Below are 17,981 nucleotides of genomic sequence, written 5' to 3' on the forward strand. Positions count from 1 at the left end.
CGATGTCATCTGCCACTCCCGTCTCGTCCGCCGCATCGACCTCAGGGTCGACTGCAGTGCCGACCGCCGCCTCGTCCGCGCTGCCGACGGCCGCCGCCAAGGACTTCCCCGCCGACTTCGTCTGGGGCGTCGCCACGAGCGCCTTCCAGATCGAGGGCGCGCACGACGCCGACGGCAAGGGGCCGTCGATCTGGGACACCTTCTGCCGCCAGCCCGGCGTGATCGCCGACGGCAGCAACGGCGACGTCGCCTGCGAGCACTACACGCGCTGGGAAGAGGATCTGGACCTGATCCATCGCCTGGGCGTCGATGCCTACCGCTTCTCGGTGTCCTGGCCGCGCGTGATGCCCACCGGGCAAGGCGACTGGAACGAGGCCGGACTCGCGTTCTACGAGAAGCTCGTCGACGGCCTGCTCGCCCGCGGCATGAAGCCCTACCTGACGCTCAACCACTGGGACCTGCCGCAGGCGCTGCAGGACATCGGCGGCTGGGGGAACCGCGTCACCGTCGAGCGTTTCGTCGAATACGCCGTCGGCATCGCGAAGCGGCTCGGCGACAAGGTCGTCTCCATCGCCACGCACAACGAGCCCTGGGTCGTCGCGCAACTCGGCCATGAGTCCGGCGTCTTCGCGCCCGGCCTGAAGGACCGCAAGATCGCCGCGCAGGTCTCGCATCACCTGCTGCTCAGCCACGGCCTCGCGGTCACCGCGATGCGAGCCCTCAACGTGAAGGCCGCGCTCGGCATCGTGCTGAACATGGCGCCGATGTACCCGGCCACCGAGTCGGACGCGGACCGCACCGCGGCCCGCCTGGAAGACGGCAAGCTGCGCCGCTGGTACATGGACCCGCTCTTCGAGGGCCGGTATCCGCAGGACGTGCTGGACCACCTCGGCCACGACGCGCCTTACATCGAGGCCGGCGACATGGCGAAGATCCAGGTGCCCATCGACTTCGTGGGCATCAACTACTACTCGCGCGGTCTGATCAGCGCGGCCGGTCCGGTCGACAGCAAGACCAGCGGCCTGGAGCTGACCGACATGGGCTGGGAGGTCTATCCGCAGGGGCTGACCGACCTGCTGGTGTCGATCAAGCGCGACTACCCCGGCGCCCGGCGCCTGTACGTGACCGAGAACGGCGGCGCCTTCCCCGATCCGGTCGGCGTCGACGGCCAGGTGCATGACGCTGACCGCACCCGCTACCTCGACACGCACATCGCCGCCGTCGGCGACGCGATCGCGCAGGGCGTGCCGATGGGCGGCTACATGGTGTGGAGCCTGCTGGACAACTTCGAATGGGCGTCCGGCTACGCGAAACGATTCGGCATCGTGCACGTCGACTACGCGACGCAGCAGCGCACCCCGAAGGACAGCGCCCTCGCCTACCGCGATTTTGTTTTGCAACGGCGCGCCGCGCGCCGGGGCTGATCGGGAGACCGTCATGGGACAAGTCACGCTGCGCGGCATCCGCAAGCGCTACGGCGATCACGAGGTGATCCAGGGCATCGACCTCGACGTCCGGGACGGCGAGTTCATGGTCTTCGTCGGCCCGTCGGGCTGCGGCAAGAGCACGACGCTGCGCATGATCGCGGGCCTGGAGGAGATCAGCGCCGGCGACCTGCTGATCGACGGGAACCGCGCCAATGACCTGCGCCCCGCCGACCGCGGCGCGGCGATGGTGTTCCAGAGCTATGCGCTCTACCCGCACATGACGGTCGCGGAGAACATGGGCTTCGCGCTGAAGATGGCCGGCATCGGCCGGTCCGAGCGCGACGAGCAGGTGCGCCGCACCGCCGAGATCCTGCGCATCACCGACCTGCTGCAGCGCACGCCCAAGCAGCTGTCCGGCGGCCAGCGCCAGCGCGTGGCCATCGGCCGCGCGATCGTGCGCAAGCCCAAGGTCTTCCTGTTCGACGAGCCCTTGTCCAACCTCGACGCCGCGCTGCGCGTGGACATGCGCATCGAGCTGACGCGACTGCACCAGCAGCTCGGCACGACCATGATCTACGTCACCCACGACCAGGTCGAGGCGATGACGATGGGCGACCGCATCGCCGTGTTCAACAAGGGCCGCATCGAGCAGCTCGGCGCGCCGATGGACCTTTACCGCCGGCCGGCCAACGAGTTCGTCGCCGGCTTCCTCGGCGCGCCGAAGATCAACTTCATCGAACGCCCGACGGCCAACGCGCCCGGCGCGGCACGACGCCTGTGGGATTCGCTCGGCGGCGCGTCGCGGCCCGCGGCGCAGCGTCTGGGCCTGCGGCCCGAGCACCTGCTTCTGGGGACGGGCCAGGACGAGGGCGCCGTGCCCGCGACCGTGGTGCTCGCCGAGCATCTGGGCGACACCTCGATCCTGCACCTGCGCGTCGACGGCATCGCCGACCTGCTCACCGCCAAGCTCCCCGCGGGCGCGGCGTCGCTGCATGACGGCGACACCGTCCGCCTGATCGCCACCGCCGACCACGCACTGGCTTTCGATGCCGAAGCGCGCGCCCTCGAGCCGCGCGTTCCGGTGCCTGCCGCGGCCTGAGCCGCCAGCTCCCGGCAGTCCCGCAGCGGGACTGCCCCGGCCCGCCGCGCCGCGCGCAGGCCGGCCCCGATCCCCGCAGTACCCCCGCGCCCGTGTGGCGCGAACCCCTCGCTAGGGAAAGTCAGTAGAGGTCCCGTGGCTGAAGCAGATAAATTCTGAAAGCGCTTTCAAAGTTACCGCCGAATACACGGATCCAGCTTGCCCTGCAGACAATCGGGCCCGCCATCGCATGGGGGTCATGGTCAAGACTGAGAGATAACAAGGAGACAAGATGAAGCACGTCCACCCCACCCGACTGCGGCAGGTCCGCGGACCGCAGCGCCAGCCCGTGGCGGCCGCCTGCGCCCTGTTGTTCTTCGCCGCCGCCGCGCATGCGCAGCAGGCACCGGCGGCGCCCGAGGCGGCCGCCTCCGAGGCGCAGCGCAAGGCCGACGCGACGATCGACACCGTCGTCGTCACCGGCATCCGCCAGTCGCTGGACACCTCGCTGAACCTCAAGCGCCAGCAACGCGGCGTGGTCGACGGCATCGTCGCGGAGGACATCGGCAAGTTCCCCGACACCAACCTGGCCGAATCGATGCAGCGCATCTCGGGCGTGTCGATCGACCGCTCGATGGGCGAAGGCTCCAAGGTCACCGTGCGCGGCGTCGGCCCCGACTTCAACCTGGTGCTGCTCAACGGCCGCCAGATGCCGGCGTCGACGCTGGCGGACACGGGTCCGTCGAACTCGCGCGCCTTCGACTTCGCCAACCTGGCCACGGAATCCATCGCCGCGCTGGAGGTCTACAAGACCAGCCGCGCCAGCGCCCCGACCGGCGGCATCGGCGCGACGATCAACATCAAGACCGCCCGCCCGCTGGACACGAAGAAGACCATCGCCAGCATCGGCGTCAAGGCCGTGCATGACGGCGGCAACTCGCGCCTGCCGGACAACATCAAGGGCGACAGCGTGACGCCCGAGGTGTCGGGCATCTACAGCACGACCTTCGGCGAGGGCATGTTCGGCGTGTCCGTCTCCGGCAGCTACCAGAAGCGCGACGCCGGCTACAACAGCGCCGGCGTGCCCAACGGCTGGCTGCCGTTCAAGGGCGACGAGACGGGCAACGGCGCGATCCCGCTGCCGGGCGCGCCGGGGTCGGAACGCATCACCAACCGTCCCGGTCCCAATGACGTCTACTCGCTGCCGCAGAACGTCAACTACAACATGAACGGCATCCGCCGTGAGCGCACGAACGGGCAGGTGACCTTCCAGTTCGCGCCGACCAAGTCGCTGACGACAACGCTGGACTACACGGCCTCGCAGAACAAGGTGCACACGCGCCGCAACGACCTGTCGGCGTGGTTCAGCTTCGGCCCGTCGTCGAGCTCGTGGACCGGCGGCCCGATCTCCGCGCCGCTGAACTACACCGAGCTGATCGCCAACGGCGACGCCGACCTGTCCATGGGCGGCGCGGACTTCGCCACCAAGAACGACAACAAGTCGCTGGGCTTCAACCTCGACTGGAAGGCGACCGACAAGCTGCGCTTCGAATTCGACGCGCACAAGTCCACCGCCAAGTCCGGCGCCGACAGCCCCTGGGGCAGCAACAACGTGATCGGCACGGCCAGCTTCAACCGCGGCCAGACCGGCGTCGACTTCAGCCAGGACCTGCCGATCCTGATCATGCCGACGACGACGCGCAACGCGGCGCTGCAGCAGGTGACGGGCTCGTCCTTCCGCAACAGCTACATGAAGGCCGAGGTGGACCAGCAGCAGATCCGCGGCAGCTGGGACATCAGCGACGAGTCGAAGCTGGACTTCGGCGTCGGCCTGACGAAGGCGAAGAACCGCTCGGCCTACTCCAACGTCCAGCTGGACAACTGGGGCGGCGTGGCCAACGGTCCGGCCAACTATCCGGACAACGTCTGGATCCCGCAGGACCTGCGCGACTTCTTCGGCAAGATCGGCGGCGTCGGCGACCCGCGCCTGTTCACGCAGTTCTACACCTTCGACTTCGGCACCATCCGCGACCTGGCGGCGAAGTCCTGGAGCGATCCTTCCAAGTACCTCGCGTCCAACGTCTTCTCGACCGACCGCCGCACGACGGAGAAGTCCACCAGCGCCTACGCCGAGTACACCCGCGAGTGGGAACTGGGCGTGCCGATGAGCGCCACGGTCGGCATGCGCTACGAGAAGACCAAGGTCACCTCCAGCGCGCTGGTGCCGATCGCCACGGGGATCACCTGGGGTTCCAACAACGAGCTGACGGTGCTGAAGGGCGATCCGGGCTTCACGACGCTGGACGGCAAGTACAGCTACTGGCTGCCCAACATCGACTACCAGGCCGACCTGACCGACAAGCTGAAGCTGCGCGCCAGCTACGGCACGACCATCGGCCGTCCGGGCTGGGACGCGATCCAGGGCGGACAGACGCTGAACGATCTGGCGCGCCTGAGCGGCGGCACCGGCTCGCAGGGCAATCCGGGACTGAAGCCGCTGAAGTCGAAAAACATCGACTTCTCGCTGGAGTACTACTACGCCCGGTCGAGCTACGTGGCGGCGGGCGTGTTCCGCAAGAACATCAGCAACTACATCGGCTCGACGCTGGAGAACGCGACCCCGTTCAACCTGCACACGCCGATCGGCGGCGCGTACTACAACGAGGCGTCGACCACTGGCGGTTGCGGCAGCGACATCACCTGCATCCGCGACTACATCCTCAACCGCTACAACGGCCAGCCGGGCGTGACCAAGACCGGCGACAGCAACGGGCATGCGCTGGGAACGATCGTGGGACAGCCGGGCGATCCGGTGGCCAACTTCCAGATCACGGTGCCGGCCAACACGCAGTCCAACAGCCTGAAGGGCTTCGAGCTGAACGTGCAGCACGCGTTCGGGAACTCGGGCTTCGGCGTCGCGGCCAACTACACCAAGGTCAAGTCGGGACTGAAGTACGACAACGCGAGCTTCGCGCAGCAGTACGCGCTGGTGGGTCTGAGCGACTCCGCCAACCTGGTGGGCTTCTACGAGGACGCGAGGTTCAGCGTGCGCGTGGCCTACAACTGGCGCGACAAGTTCCTGGCCGCGGTCAACGACGGCAACCAGCTGGGCCGCTCGGCGCCGATCTTCACGGAGCCGTACTCGCAGGTGGACATCAGCCTGGGCTACAACTTCAGCGAGAAGCTGAGCCTGCAGGCCGAGGTGATCAACGTCGGCGATTCGATCCTGCGCCAGCACGGTCGGACGACGGAGGAGGTCTACTCGGTCACGCAGACGGGTCGCCGCTATATGCTGGGACTCCGCTACAAGTTCTGAGCCCGCGAGGGCCCCTGCCCGCATGAAGCCGATCCTGGAAATCAAGGACCTGGTCCCGGGTCGGCTTCCGTCGAACCTGCTCGAGGCCGCGCAGCCGGTGGTGCTGCGCGGCCTCGTGTCGCATTGGCCGATGGTGCGGGAGGCGCGGCGCTCCGACCGCGCGGCGGTCGACTACCTGCACGGCTGCTGGCGCGGCGCCCCGGTGGCCATCATGACGGGGCCGCCGGAGATCGACGGCCGCATCTTCTACAACGACGACCTCACCGGCATGAACTTCGGTCGTGCCGACGCGCCGCTGCCGGCGCTGATGGAGGAGCTGCTCAGGCTGGCCGACGTCGAACGGCCGCCCTGCTTCTACGTCGGTTCGACGACGGTGGACACCTGCCTGCCGGGCTTCCGCGCCGCCAACGACCTGGACCTGACGCCACTGGCGACCGGCGAAGGCACGGCGCAGGACGCGCTGGCCAGCGTGTGGCTGGGCAATCGCAGCCGCATCGCGCCGCACTACGACCTGCCGGACAACATCGCCTGCGTCGCGGCCGGGCATCGGCGCTTCACGCTGTTCCCGCCGGAGCAGCTGGCCAATCTCTACGTCGGGCCGATCGACTTCACGCCCGCCGGTCAGCCGGTGAGCCTGGTCGATCTGAAGCACCCGGACTTCGAGCGATTCCCGCGCTTCGCGCAGGCGCTCGAGCAGGCGCAGGTCGCCGAGCTCGGCCCCGGCGACGCGCTCTACATCCCGAGCATGTGGTGGCATCAGGTCGAGGCGCTCGATGCGTTCAACGTCCTGATCAATTACTGGTGGCGGCAGTCGCCGGCGCACATGGATCCGCCGCTGTTCGCGCTGATGCAGGCGCTGCTGTCGATGCGCGACCTGCCCGCGCCGCAGCGCGCGGCGTGGCGCGGGATCTTCGATCACTACGTGTTCAACGCGGACGCCGACACGGCGGCCCACATCCCCGAGCACGCGCGGCATGCGCTCGCCCCGCTGACGGCGGAAGGCGCCGGCCACCTGCGCGGACATCTGATTCAGCGGCTCAAGCAACGCTGAACACCCCCACCCCCATGGAGGAGACGCCATGACCTTCACCTCGCCAGAGCCCCCCACCCCGCGCCGTCCGGTGAAGCGCGTCGTCATCGCCGGCGGCGGCACCGCAGGCTGGATGATGGCGGCCTGCATTTCCAAGCACCTGGGCAAGCAGCTGGACATCCGGCTGGTCGAGTCCGACGAGATCGGCACCGTGGGCGTCGGCGAGGCGACGATCCCGACGATGCTGACCTTCCACCAGCTGCTCGGGCTCGACGAGCGCGAGTTCATGGCCGCGACGCAGGCGACGATCAAGCTGGGCATCCAGTTCGAAGGTTGGCGCGACCAGGGCGCCAGCTACATCCACGCGTTCGGCAACACCGGCGTCGACCATTGGACGGCGGGCTTCCAGCACTTCTGGCTGAAGGGCCGCGAGCGCGGCCTCGCGTCGGACTACGGCGACTACTGCCTGGAGCTGCGCGCGGCGAAGGAGAACAAGTTCGCGCACCTGCCCGACGACGGCATCAATTACGCGTACCACCTGGACGCGACGTTGTACGGCCAGTTCCTGCGCCGGTTCAGCGAGGGCTACGGCGTGAAGCGCCTCGAGGGCAAGATCGCCGAGGTGCTGATGCAGCCCGACGGCGACATCCGCGCGCTGAAGCTGCAGGACGGGACGGAGATCGAGGGCGACCTCTTCGTCGACTGCACGGGGATGCGCTCGGTGCTGCTGGGCCAGGCGCTGGGGGTCGGCTACGAGGACTGGTCGCACTGGCTGCCCTGCGACAGCGCGATCGCGCTGCAGACGGCGTCGGTGCGCGACGCCGTGCCGTACACGCGCGCCATTGCGCATCCGTGGGGCTGGCAGTGGCAGATCCCGCTGCAGCATCGCGTCGGCAACGGCGTGGTCTTCAGCAGCCGCTACACCGACGACGAGACGGCGCGCGGCGCGCTGCTCGGCAACATCGCCGGCGAGGTGCTGACGCCGCATCGCGTGATCCGCTTCAAGCCGGGCCAGCGCGAGGTGGTGTGGAAGCGCAACTGCGTCGGCGCAGGCTTGTCGAGCGGTTTCCTGGAGCCTCTGGAATCGACCAGCATCCACCTGATCCAGCGCACGGCGATCCGACTGCTGCAAATGTTCCCGAAGGACGGGATCCGCCAGTCCGACATCGACGAGTACAACGCGCAGATGCGCTACGAGCTGGAGCACATCCGCGACTTCATCGTGCTGCATTACCACGTGCAGCAGCGGACGGATTCACCGATGTGGCAGGCCATGCGCGAGATGCCGGTGCCGGCCTCGCTGCAGCACCGGCTGGACCTGTTCCGCGAGACGGGGCGCGTGTTCCGCGTGCCCAACGAGCTGTTCACCGAGAACTCGTGGGTGCAGGTGATGCTCGGCCAGGGGCTGGTGCCGGAGCAGCATCATCCGTCGGCGGACCTGATGGGGGATCGCGAGCTCGCCGGCTTCCTCGGCGGGATCACCGCGCGCATCGACAAGACCGTGGCGCAGATGCCGGGGCATCAGCAGTATGTGACGCGGTATGCGCCCGCGGCGATGGCACCAAGGGCGGCGGTGCCCGTGTGATCGCCATGCATCGGGACGGGTCTCCCCGCTCGCAAAGCGATTTAAGCTTCGCGGCTGGGGGGATCCATGCCAGAACACAACGAGCCGACATCCGATGACTTCGTCTGCGTCGCGACGCGGACCACGCCGACCGAAGCCCATCTGCTGAGGGGCGTGCTCGAGGCCGCCGGCCTCACGCCGCATGTGGCGGACGACCAGATGGTCCAGAGCTACTCGTTGATCGCGCACGCGGTCGGTGGCGTCCGGGTGCTGGTCCCTGGATCGCAGGTCCCCGCGGCGCGGGAAGCGATTGCCGAGTTCGACGCCGGCGCGTTCCAGCTCGAAGGCGAAGAGAGCGCCGCGCCCGCGACGATCCCGTTGTCGGTCCCGCTGTTCAGTCCGGACCGCGCCGTGCTGCTCGGTTTCCTGCTGACGCCGGCATTCGGCGCGGGGATCCAGCTCGCGAATGCCCGGGCCATCCGGGATGGACGGCTCAGCGCCGACGCATGGCTCAGCTTCATCCTGCTGAGTGCCCTGTCGCTCGTCGGGATCTATGCGCTGCATGAGAACGCCGGCGGACCGTTCGTGGTCTTCGAGGCCAGCCTCCTGCTCTGTGCCGTCAACGTCATCTGGTACGTCATCGCGGGGCAGAAGCAGAGCCGTGCCTTGATCAAGACGTATGGCAGCCACTATCCGAAGAAGCGGCTCCTGGTCCCGGCGGTGGCCGCGGCGATCGCGGCGTTGGCCTTGGGGGCGGTGCTGCAGACGCTGCGGTGAGCATGTCGCCCCGACCCCGTTCCACGACCAGGACTGAACGCGCATGACCGCCCCCGCCTCGCCTCCACCGGCGTCGCCCTCGCGATGTCGCACGTCATCCTGCGACGGCGGGGCATTCCGGGGGTCTGATCGGGGCGCGGCCGGTCGTCACGCGAAGGGATAGGGCCCGGCGAATGCGCCGATCTGCGACAAGTGGCTGACCATGCCGAGTCCCGGTTCCCACAGGTGAAGCATCACGCCGCGAGGGCCCGCATGACTGCTGGGCGCGGCCGCAGGATGCAGTTGCAGGTCGATCTCGGTCACGGTGCTGGGGCAGGCGCACACCACGGTGCCGGCCCAGCGCCGCAGCATCGGGCGATGAACGTGACCGCAGAGGACGAGCTCGACATTCGCGCATCGATCCAGCACCGACGCCAACGGACCCGGGTCGAGGTAGCGGTACTCGTCCATGTAGGGAATCCCGCAGGCGAAAGGCGGGTGGTGCAGCATGACGAGGGTGGGCTTGGATCGATCGCTCGCGAGGGTCTCCGACAACCACCGCAGTCCTGCCTCGTCGATATGGCCGTGATGCGCGCCAGGGACGCAGGAGTCGAGACCGATGATGCGGACGGGATAGTCGTCCATGCAGTAGTGCAACGGCCCTTCGCCGGGCAGATAGCCGAGATCGGCGAACGCGGCACGGAACTGCTCGCGATGATCGTGATTCCCGGGGATCACCAGATACGGCAGGCCGAGCGTGTCGAGCAGCTCGCGAGCGACCTCGTATTCGTCGGGCCGTCCCTCGTCGACCAGATCACCGGTGACCAGGATCAAATCCGGCTGTCGGTCCATGCGCAGCAGATGGTCGATCGCCTCACGCAACGCCTGATTCGAATCGACGACGCCCTGGTAGAGCTGGCCGCGCGGGCGGATGTGAGGATCCGACAAATGCCCGATGAGCATGGAAGATTCCGCCAGGGGTGAGGCCAAGGCACGGCACATGCACCCCGAGGCCGTGCCGTGGAGCGCATGGTGAACGGACCGTCACCTCGATGAAATAAGCCGGATGGCGAAGGCCGTGCCCGCGACGGGCTCCAGGCGCCCGGCGGTGATGAGCTCGCCGTCGGCTTCGGCGATCCACAAGGACATGCCGTCGTCGCGCGCTGCGCCACGGCGATGGCGCTCGGCGTCTCGGCCTCCGAGCGGAGTTGCGCGTCGTAGGCGGCGAGCAGGTCGGAGACTGCGGACATGGCGTCAACGGCGTGAGGGGTCGTTGTCTCGGGGGCGAGATTGATCAGCATTCCGGATGAATCGATCTTATCTTTCGAATTCCCAAGTAGCCACTCGGTGCCTAGAGTACACCTCACGATAAGAAAACGTTGGAGACAGACATGCAGCAGCTTCAGATCGAACGCTGGGCCGGCAGCGCCTTGTCCACGGCGATCACGATCAGCGTCGGCGCGCCTGACGTGCCCGCTCCGGCCCGACCGCGGAAGCGTCGCTGCCCCGGATCGCTTCGACGCCACCGGCGCTGAGCCCCTCGACCTCCACGCCTGAAGGGCTGGCACGGTTCCACACCGCCGGATCGATGACCTGGGCCAGGTCATCGAGGCCGCGGGCCTCGTGCCCGACGAGCGCTCCGCCAGCCCTCCCTTGACCGACCCAGCGTATGGCGGATGCCTCCGCCATGGGCGGAGCCATGCCCGGTCCCAGTTGTCCGAGTCCTCAACCCGTCAACGATCGCGAGCGCCACGGCGCATTGGAGAAAGAGCATCATGCAGAAGCTACCGTCCTCCCTGGTCCCCTTCCTGGGTGCCGTCGCCGCCACGCTGCCCCTGATCGCGACACCGGCGCACGCGCAGGGCACCGTCACGCTCTACGGGATCCTCGACTCCGCCATGCGCTACGTCCACAACGACGCCGTCGGCTCGATCAAGTCGCTCGTGAGCGGCAGCGGCATGACCAGCCGCCTGGGCGTTCGTGGTGTCGAAGATCTGGGCGGGGGCCTGACGGCCTCCTTCAACCTGGAGCACGGCGTGCTCGTCGATTCGGGGACGCAGGCGTCCGCGTCGCAGTTCTGGGACCGCCGCTCGATTGTCGCCATCGCCGACAAGCAGCTCGGTGAAGTTCGCCTCGGCCGCGACTACACACCCAACTTCACCAACTGGGCGCGGTTCGACCCGTTCGGATACACGGGCGCCGCCAGCGCCGGCAACTTGATCAACACCACCGCGGTGGGGCCCGTGCGTTCGGCGTTCGGCACCGGTCTCGCCCCCACCGTTCGATCCAGCAACGCGGTGCAATACGTGTTGCCTGGCGGCCTCGGCGGCGTGGAGGGAGTCGTCATGGTGGCGGCGGGCGAAGGCGGTCTCTCGGCCAATGCTCAGCACAAGCTGACCAGCGCCCGCCTGGGCTACACGGCACCGACCTTCGAGATCTCCGTGGTGCATGCGCAGATCGAGAACGACCTGACGACGGCGGGAAAGCTGAAGGACTCAGGCATTGGCGGCACCGTCAGCCTCGCCGGGGCGAAGTTCTCCGGCGCACTGCGCGTGTTCAAGTACGCCGATGCCAAGCAGTTGCTCATGCTGCTGAGCGCCGTCGTCCCGCTGGGCGTGGCCGGCGAGCTCAAGTTCTCGATCAACCGGGCGAAGTTCGACGGGCGTGTCGGCGCGACGAGCATCGACGGCAACGCGTCGACCCAGCTCGCCATGGGCTATGTGCACAGCCTCTCCAAGCGCACGGCCCTCTACACCACCGCGTCCTGGATCACCAACAAGGGCCGGGCGGCCGCGGTGGTTCCCGGCGGCCCTCCGGGTCTGCCCGCGGGCGGCGACTCCAAGGGCTGCGAGGCCGGCCTGCGGCACAGTTTCTGACGTCAGCGTGCGCCCCTCATCGCACGCGCTACTTCGTCCCTTCACGCTGCTGACTTCCTCCGCGAAAAAAATCACGCGCTTCACGACCTCCCAGGTGAAGCTTCATGAGCACGACATCCCGCCGGTCCTTCCTGACCGCCGCGGTCGCCGGCATGGCCAGCAGCCATTCGTTCGCGCAGACCATTCGCAAGGCGCTCGCCACGCCGGCCAACAACGCCACCGGCAGCCTCGCCGACGTGGCGCACGTGGTCATCCTGATGCAGGAGAACCGCTCCTTCGACCACTACTTCGGCACGCTGGCCGGCGTGCGCGGCTACAGCGATCCGCGCCCCATCGCGCTGCCCTCCGGCCAGCCCGTGTGGATGCAGCCCGGCACCGCCCTCGGCTCGCAGGTCCTGCCCTACCACTTCGACATCCGCAACACCAACGCGCTGCGCGTCGGCCTGGACCACAGCTGGAAGGGCACCGAGGCCACCTGGAAGGACTGGAACGTCTGGGTGCCGAAGAAGTCGCCGCGCACGATGGGCTACTTCGACCGCAGCGACCTGCCCTTCTATTACGCCCTCGCCGACGCGTTCACCGTCTGCGACGCGTACCACTGCTCCATCTTCGGCCCGACCGATCCCAACCGCTTCTACGCGCTCACCGGCCACAGCAACGCGGTGGTGACCGGCATCTCGGACTCCAAGCTCTACAACGTCACCAACGGCATCTACAACGGCGACATCGCCAACGACAACCCCGCCGCCAAGGGCAATGAGTGGCTGACCTACGCCGAGACCCTGGAGTCCGCCGGCGTGAGCTGGAAGGTCTACCAGGAGTGGGACAACTACGGCGACAACTACCTCCAGTACTTCAAGAACTTCCGCACCGATGCCAACGGGCAGAAGCTGAACAGCGCGTCGCCGCTGTATCGCAAGGGCCGCGCGCTGGCCGCCGGATCGACGCAGGCCAACGCGCCGGGCACGACGGGTCAGTGGCTGATCGACCAGTTCGCCGCCGACGTCCGCAGCGGCAACCTGCCGCGCGTGTCCTACATCTGCGCGCCGACCGAGTACTGCGAGCACCCCGACGACACGCCCAACGCCGGTGAGAACTTCACCGCGCGCCTGCTGCAGGCGCTGGTGCAGTCGCCCGAGGTCTGGTCCAGGACCGCGCTGATCCTGACCTACGACGAAAACGACGGCTTCTTCGACCACATGCCGTCGGTGATGGCGCCGCTGAACACCGACCGCGGCCGCACGACGATGACCAACGCCACGCAGGGCGAGATCGCCAACAGCCAGCCGATCGGCCTCGGCCCGCGCGTGCCGACGATGGTGATCTCGCCGTGGAGCAAAGGCGGCCGCGTCTGCTCGCAGCTGTTCGACCACACCTCGCTGATCCGCTTCACCGAGGAATGGCTCGTGGCCCTCGGCCACCCGCGCAACAGCGTGCAGTGCAACGGCATCTCGCCGTGGCGCCGCGCGGTGTGCGGCGACATGACCAGCGCCTTCGACTTCAAGTCCGGCGGCGCCGAGTTCCCGTCCAGCGTGCCGGCCAACGCCGTCTACTTCAAGGGCTGGGGCACGAAGGACGCGCTGCCGCCGGCCAACCAGAGCCTGCCGCGCCAGGAGAAGGCCGCCAGCGGCATCCCGCGCCGCGCGGCGCCGCTGCCGTACCGCTCGACCGTCGACGGCATCGCCGCGACCAACGCGCGCCAGTTCGCGCTGAGCTTCGCCAACGAGGGCAGCGTCACGGCGGCGTTCATCGTCTATTCGACGCTGCGCACCGACGGCCCGTGGCACTACACCGTGGAGCCGGGCAAGCGCATCGACCAGGAAGTCTGGAACTGGAGCAGCGCGCCGATGCAGCTCGCCGTGCACGGCGACAACGGCTTCCTGCGCGAGTTCCGCATGAGCTTCGACGGCATCGGCCGTCTGGCCGCCACCAGCCTGAAGGAACAGCCCGCGACCGCGAGCGTCACGCTGACGCTGCGCAATGCGAGCACGCAGGCGATGCGCTTCCGCATCGTCGACAACGCCTACGGCGACAAGACCGTCGTGACGATCGACGTTCCGGCGGGCTCGAGCCGCGACCATGTCCGCGCGGTCACGGCCAGCTACGGCTGGTACGACCTGGTCGTCACGGTCGACGGCGACAACGCCTTCCTGCGCCGCCTGGCCGGCCACGTCGAGGGCGCGGGCCTCGACTTCACCGACCCGGTGCTGAACGGCCTTGCGCAGGTCACGTGGAACGCGCCGCCGGTGCTGCCGCCGAGCACGCCGACGGCCACGTTCAAGGCCGACGTCGATCGCGTGCGCATCGGCGGCGGCGTGTCGTTGAGCTGGACCGGGCTGCCGTCGAGCACGACGAACTGGATCGGCCTCTACCGGGTCGGCATGACGCCGGGCGGTCCCGGCTCGCTGAAGTGGAACTACGTGGCGAGCCCGTCGGGATCGCAGGTGTTCTCGCTGGCCGGTCAGCCGGAAGGGGACTACTTCTTCGGCCTGTTCCTCAACGACGGCTACGGCGAAGCCGCGCCGCGCCTGTCGGTCCGCATCCGCAAGAACGGCGACGTGAACGCCGACGGCGCCGTCACCGCCGCCGACCGCGACACGCTGCGCAACGCCATCGGCAGCTGCGCCGGCGACGCGCGCTTCGAGCCGCTGGCCGACATGGACGGCGACAAGTGCATCACGCAAGCGGACTACCGCGTCTGGTACCAGCTCTTCAGCACCCTGTGAGAACCCTCATGAACTTCAAGCCCCTGCTCGCCGCCGCTGCGCTGGCGTTCGCCTCGCTGGCCACCACGACCGCTCATGCGGCCACGGTCTCGCTGACCGCCGCCGGTCCGGCCAAGGTCGGTGAAGGCGTGGACCTGCTCATCAGCCTCGTGGATCCGTTCGGCGGCCTGCCCTCGGATGAAGAACTGCTGTCCTTCGGCTTCCGCCTGAGCTACGACACGACGAAGCTCTCCTTCGGCAGCTTCACCGCCGCCGCCGGCTGGGACGACGACAGCCCGTGGCTGGGCGCGGGCACCTTCGGTGGATCGAGCTTCCCCGGCGTCGCCAACGGCGGTCAGGGTTCGCTGCTGCTCGGCACGCTGCACTTCGACGCGCTGCAGGGTGGTCTAGCGCAGATCAGCCTGGTCACCGACGCCGGCAACCTGAACCACGGGCTCAGCTACTTGTGGAGCGACGTGCAGCCACTCAACGCGTCGCTCAATCTCGCGGTGTCTGCGGTGCCGGAGCCGACCTCCGCGCTGCTGGCAGCGTTGGGCCTGGGGGCACTCGGGGTCACGACGCGTCGTCGCAAGCGGTCGCACTGACGCCACGCGGATGAAAAAAAGGGAGCCTGCATCAGCAGGCTCCCTTGGGGCCGCCTCTTCAGGCGGCAATCAGACAACGATCGGACGACGGCCAGACGACCATCAGTCGATCGATCGGTCGATCGGTCGATCAATCGATCACTGGACCACGGCGTCGCGGACCTTCCGCGGCGCCAGTTCGTGACGCTCGAACTGCATCGAGAACGACGCGCGTCCCGACGAGAGCGCGCGCAAGTTGCCGATGTAGCCGAACATCTCGCTGAGCGGCACCTGGGCGTCGACGACGATCGCGGTGCCGCGCAGCGCCTGGCCGCGCACCAGACCGCGCCGGCGATTCAAGTCGCCGATACAGTCGCCGAGCGACTCGGCCGGCGTGACGACTTCCACCGCCATCACCGGTTCCAGCAGCTGCGCATCGGCCTTCGAAAAGGCCTCCCGCGCCGCGTTCGCCGCCGCGAGCTCGAAGGCCATCGCCGACGAGTCGCGCTCGTGGAAGCCGCCGTCGAGCAGCGTGGCCTGGAAGTCCACACACGGGAAGCCCGCGATCACGCCGCTGAACGCCGCGCGCCGGATGCCCGCCTCCACCGCGGGAATGAACTCGCGGGGAATCGCGCCGCCGACGATGCGGCTCTCGAAGCGCACGCCCTCGCCGCGCGGCAGCGGCTCGAAGCGCAGCACGACCTCGGCGAACTGCCCGGGGCCGCCGCTCTGCTTCTTGTGGACGTGATGCACGTCCACCGCCCGACCGAGCGTCTCGCGATACGCCACCTGCGGTCGGCCGACCTGCACCTCGACGCCGTGACGCGCGCGCAGCTTCTCGATCGAGACCTCCAGCTGCAGCTCGCCCATGCCGGAGAGGATGGTCTGCCCGGTCTCGGCGTCAAACCGCATCCGCAGGCTCGGGTCCTCGCGCAGCATCGATTGCAGCGCCTTCGACAGCTGGGCCACGTCGTCGCGCGTCTTCGGCTCGATCGCCACGTCGATCACCGGTTCGGGCACGCTGATCTCCTCGAGATGCAGCGGGCTCGCCGGGTCGCACAGCGTGTGACCGGTCAGCGTCTCCTTCAGGCCGATCACCGCCGCGATGTCGCCGGCGCGCAGCTCGTCGCGCTCGACGCGGTCGTCCGCGTGGATCTCGTAGAGCCGCCCGACGCGTTCCATGCGGCCGGTGTTGACGTCGAGCACCGCGTCGCCGCGGCGCAGACGTCCCCGATAGACACGCACGAAGACCATCGTCCCGTGACCGTCCGCCGCCACCTTGAAGGCCAGCGCGGCGAAGGGTCCGTCCGGATCGGAAGGCGACCCCGCCGCGTCGTCGATGTCGCCGCGGCGGATGTCCTCCGGCGCCGGCAGGTAGTCGACGACCGCGTCCAGCAAGGGCTCCACGCCGCGATTGCGGAAGGCCGATCCCGCCAGCGCCGGCACGAACGCGCCCGACAGCACGCCGCGTCGCACGCAGCGGCGCAGCGTGGCGTCATCGATCGGCTGACCGTCCAGATAGGCGACGAGCGCGGCATCGTCCTGCTCCACAACGGTCTCGATCAGGCGGGCGCGATGGGCGCGCGCCTGGTCGAGCATCGCGGCGGGCACGTCCGATTCGACGAACGGCGCGGTCGCGTCGTCGCGTTCCCAGACCAGCGCCTTCATCGCGATCAGGTCGACGACGCCGCGGAAGTCGCCCTCCGCGCCGATCGGCAACTGCAGCGGCAGCACGGTCGCACCGAGACGGTCCTCCATCATGGCCACGACGCGCAGGAAGTCCGCGCCGACGCGATCCAGCTTGTTGATGAAGGCGATGCGCGGCACGCGGTACTTGTCCGCGAGACGCCAGTTGGTCTCGGTCTGCGGCTCCACGCCGGCGACGCCGTCGAACACCACGACCGCGCCGTCGAGCACGCGCAGCGAGCGGTTGACCTCGATGTTGAAGTCGATGTGCCCGGGCGTGTCGATCAGGTTGAGCTGCGTGCCCTTCCACTGGACGGACACGGCGGCGCTGTTGATCGTGATGCCGCGGCGACGCTCCTGCGGATCGAAGTCCATGCGGGTCGTGCCGTCGTTGACGTCGCCGATGCGATGGCTCTCGCCCGTGTAGAACAGGATGCGTTCGGTGGTGGTGGTCTTGCCGGCGTCGACGTGGGCGATGACGCCGAGATTGCGCAGAGGCTGGCGGACCGTATGGACCGGGTTCATGGTGAATCCTTCTTTCGAATCTGAGGGCAAGACGCTGCCCTCAGGCGGATTCACCTGATGGGGCTAGCGTCGAGAGAGAAGCGGCTGACTGCCGGAGTGCAGCGCGGTGCGCGGGCGCGAGCGTGGGCTTGGGCGCAGGCGCGTGCGGACGCGACTCCGGCGGGCGGGAATCGTCGCGATCAGCTTGTCGTAGGTGCGGGTGCGCATGGGTGGACTCGGAAAACAGAAAACCCCGGAGGGCGCTGGGCCTGCCGGGGTTCTGTGGAAGACCGGAAGGCGCGCACGCCTTCCGAATGCGATCGGAGGGCGCGTCAGGTGGCGAAAGTCGCCTTGATCACTTGGGAGGTCTTCATGATGGACGTGATTCTGAGCGAATCGATGCGGCCGTGCAATGGGCCGCCGCGATGACCGCACCCGATCCAGGGTCAGGTGTT

General features: G+C 68.4%; 11 protein-coding genes. 9 read left to right on the top strand and 2 right to left on the bottom strand.

All coding sequences use genetic code 11. The annotated features are described in order from the left end of the window. Nucleotides 1–2: 2 nt before the first annotated feature. The 6 genes from ACQ4L4_RS16940 to ACQ4L4_RS16965 all read left to right on the top strand — a co-directional run bounded on the left by ACQ4L4_RS16940 (nt 3) and on the right by ACQ4L4_RS16965 (nt 9,192). On the top strand, nt 3–1,424 hold the full coding sequence (locus ACQ4L4_RS16940; RefSeq protein WP_431100099.1) for a GH1 family beta-glucosidase: 1,422 nt from the start codon (nt 3–5) through the stop codon (nt 1,422–1,424). A 13-nt stretch (nt 1,425–1,437) separates the two neighbouring features. After that, complete coding sequence (locus ACQ4L4_RS16945) at nt 1,438–2,526, top strand: ABC transporter ATP-binding protein (RefSeq protein WP_431100100.1); 1,089 nt, start codon at nt 1,438–1,440, stop codon at nt 2,524–2,526. A 271-nt stretch (nt 2,527–2,797) separates the two neighbouring features. Then, nucleotides 2,798–5,821 (top strand): TonB-dependent receptor, encoded by a 3,024-nt coding sequence (locus tag ACQ4L4_RS16950; protein ID WP_431100101.1) that lies wholly within the window; start codon nt 2,798–2,800, stop codon nt 5,819–5,821. A 22-nt stretch (nt 5,822–5,843) separates the two neighbouring features. After that, nucleotides 5,844–6,872 carry a cupin-like domain-containing protein gene (locus ACQ4L4_RS16955; protein ID WP_431100102.1) on the top strand — a complete coding sequence of 343 codons (1,029 nt, stop codon included), beginning with the start codon at nt 5,844–5,846 and terminating at the stop codon, nt 6,870–6,872. A gap of 28 nt (nt 6,873–6,900) precedes the next feature. After that, a complete protein-coding gene (locus tag ACQ4L4_RS16960) occupies nt 6,901–8,436 on the top strand; it encodes a tryptophan halogenase family protein (RefSeq protein WP_431100103.1) in 1,536 nt (511 codons plus the stop codon). Between the two features lie 66 nt (nt 8,437–8,502). Continuing rightward, entirely contained in the window at nt 8,503–9,192 is a 690-nt protein-coding gene (locus ACQ4L4_RS16965; protein ID WP_431100104.1) for a DUF2007 domain-containing protein, read from the top strand. 147 nt (nt 9,193–9,339) lie between these two features. On the opposite strand, the gene ACQ4L4_RS16970 is transcribed toward ACQ4L4_RS16965, so the two are convergent. Further along, nucleotides 9,340–10,161: a phosphodiesterase gene (locus ACQ4L4_RS16970; RefSeq protein WP_431100105.1), complete on the bottom strand. Its 822-nt coding sequence runs from the start codon at nt 10,159–10,161 to the stop codon at nt 9,340–9,342. A gap of 785 nt (nt 10,162–10,946) precedes the next feature. Between ACQ4L4_RS16970 and ACQ4L4_RS16975 the strand changes: the two genes are divergently transcribed. From ACQ4L4_RS16975 to ACQ4L4_RS16985, 3 genes are all read left to right on the top strand, one after another. Beyond that, nucleotides 10,947–12,047, top strand: a complete 1,101-nt coding sequence (locus tag ACQ4L4_RS16975; protein WP_431100106.1) for a porin — start codon at nt 10,947–10,949, stop codon at nt 12,045–12,047. A gap of 104 nt (nt 12,048–12,151) precedes the next feature. Further along, nucleotides 12,152–14,773, top strand: a complete 2,622-nt coding sequence (locus tag ACQ4L4_RS16980; RefSeq protein ID WP_431100107.1) for a phosphocholine-specific phospholipase C — start codon at nt 12,152–12,154, stop codon at nt 14,771–14,773. Between the two features lie 8 nt (nt 14,774–14,781). Next, nucleotides 14,782–15,357, top strand: coding sequence for a cohesin domain-containing protein (locus tag ACQ4L4_RS16985; RefSeq protein ID WP_431100108.1), 576 nt, complete (start codon nt 14,782–14,784; stop codon nt 15,355–15,357). Nucleotides 15,358–15,495: 138 nt separating this feature from the next. Here the strand turns inward: ACQ4L4_RS16985 and fusA are convergent, their stop codons facing one another. Beyond that, nucleotides 15,496–17,547, bottom strand: coding sequence for an elongation factor G (gene fusA / locus ACQ4L4_RS16990; RefSeq protein WP_431100109.1), 2,052 nt, complete (start codon nt 17,545–17,547; stop codon nt 15,496–15,498). Nucleotides 17,548–17,981: the final 434 nt, after the last annotated feature.

The sequence above is a fragment of the Roseateles noduli genome (assembly GCF_050626985.1).
GTDB classification, from domain to species: domain Bacteria; phylum Pseudomonadota; class Gammaproteobacteria; order Burkholderiales; family Burkholderiaceae_C; genus Roseateles; species Roseateles noduli_A.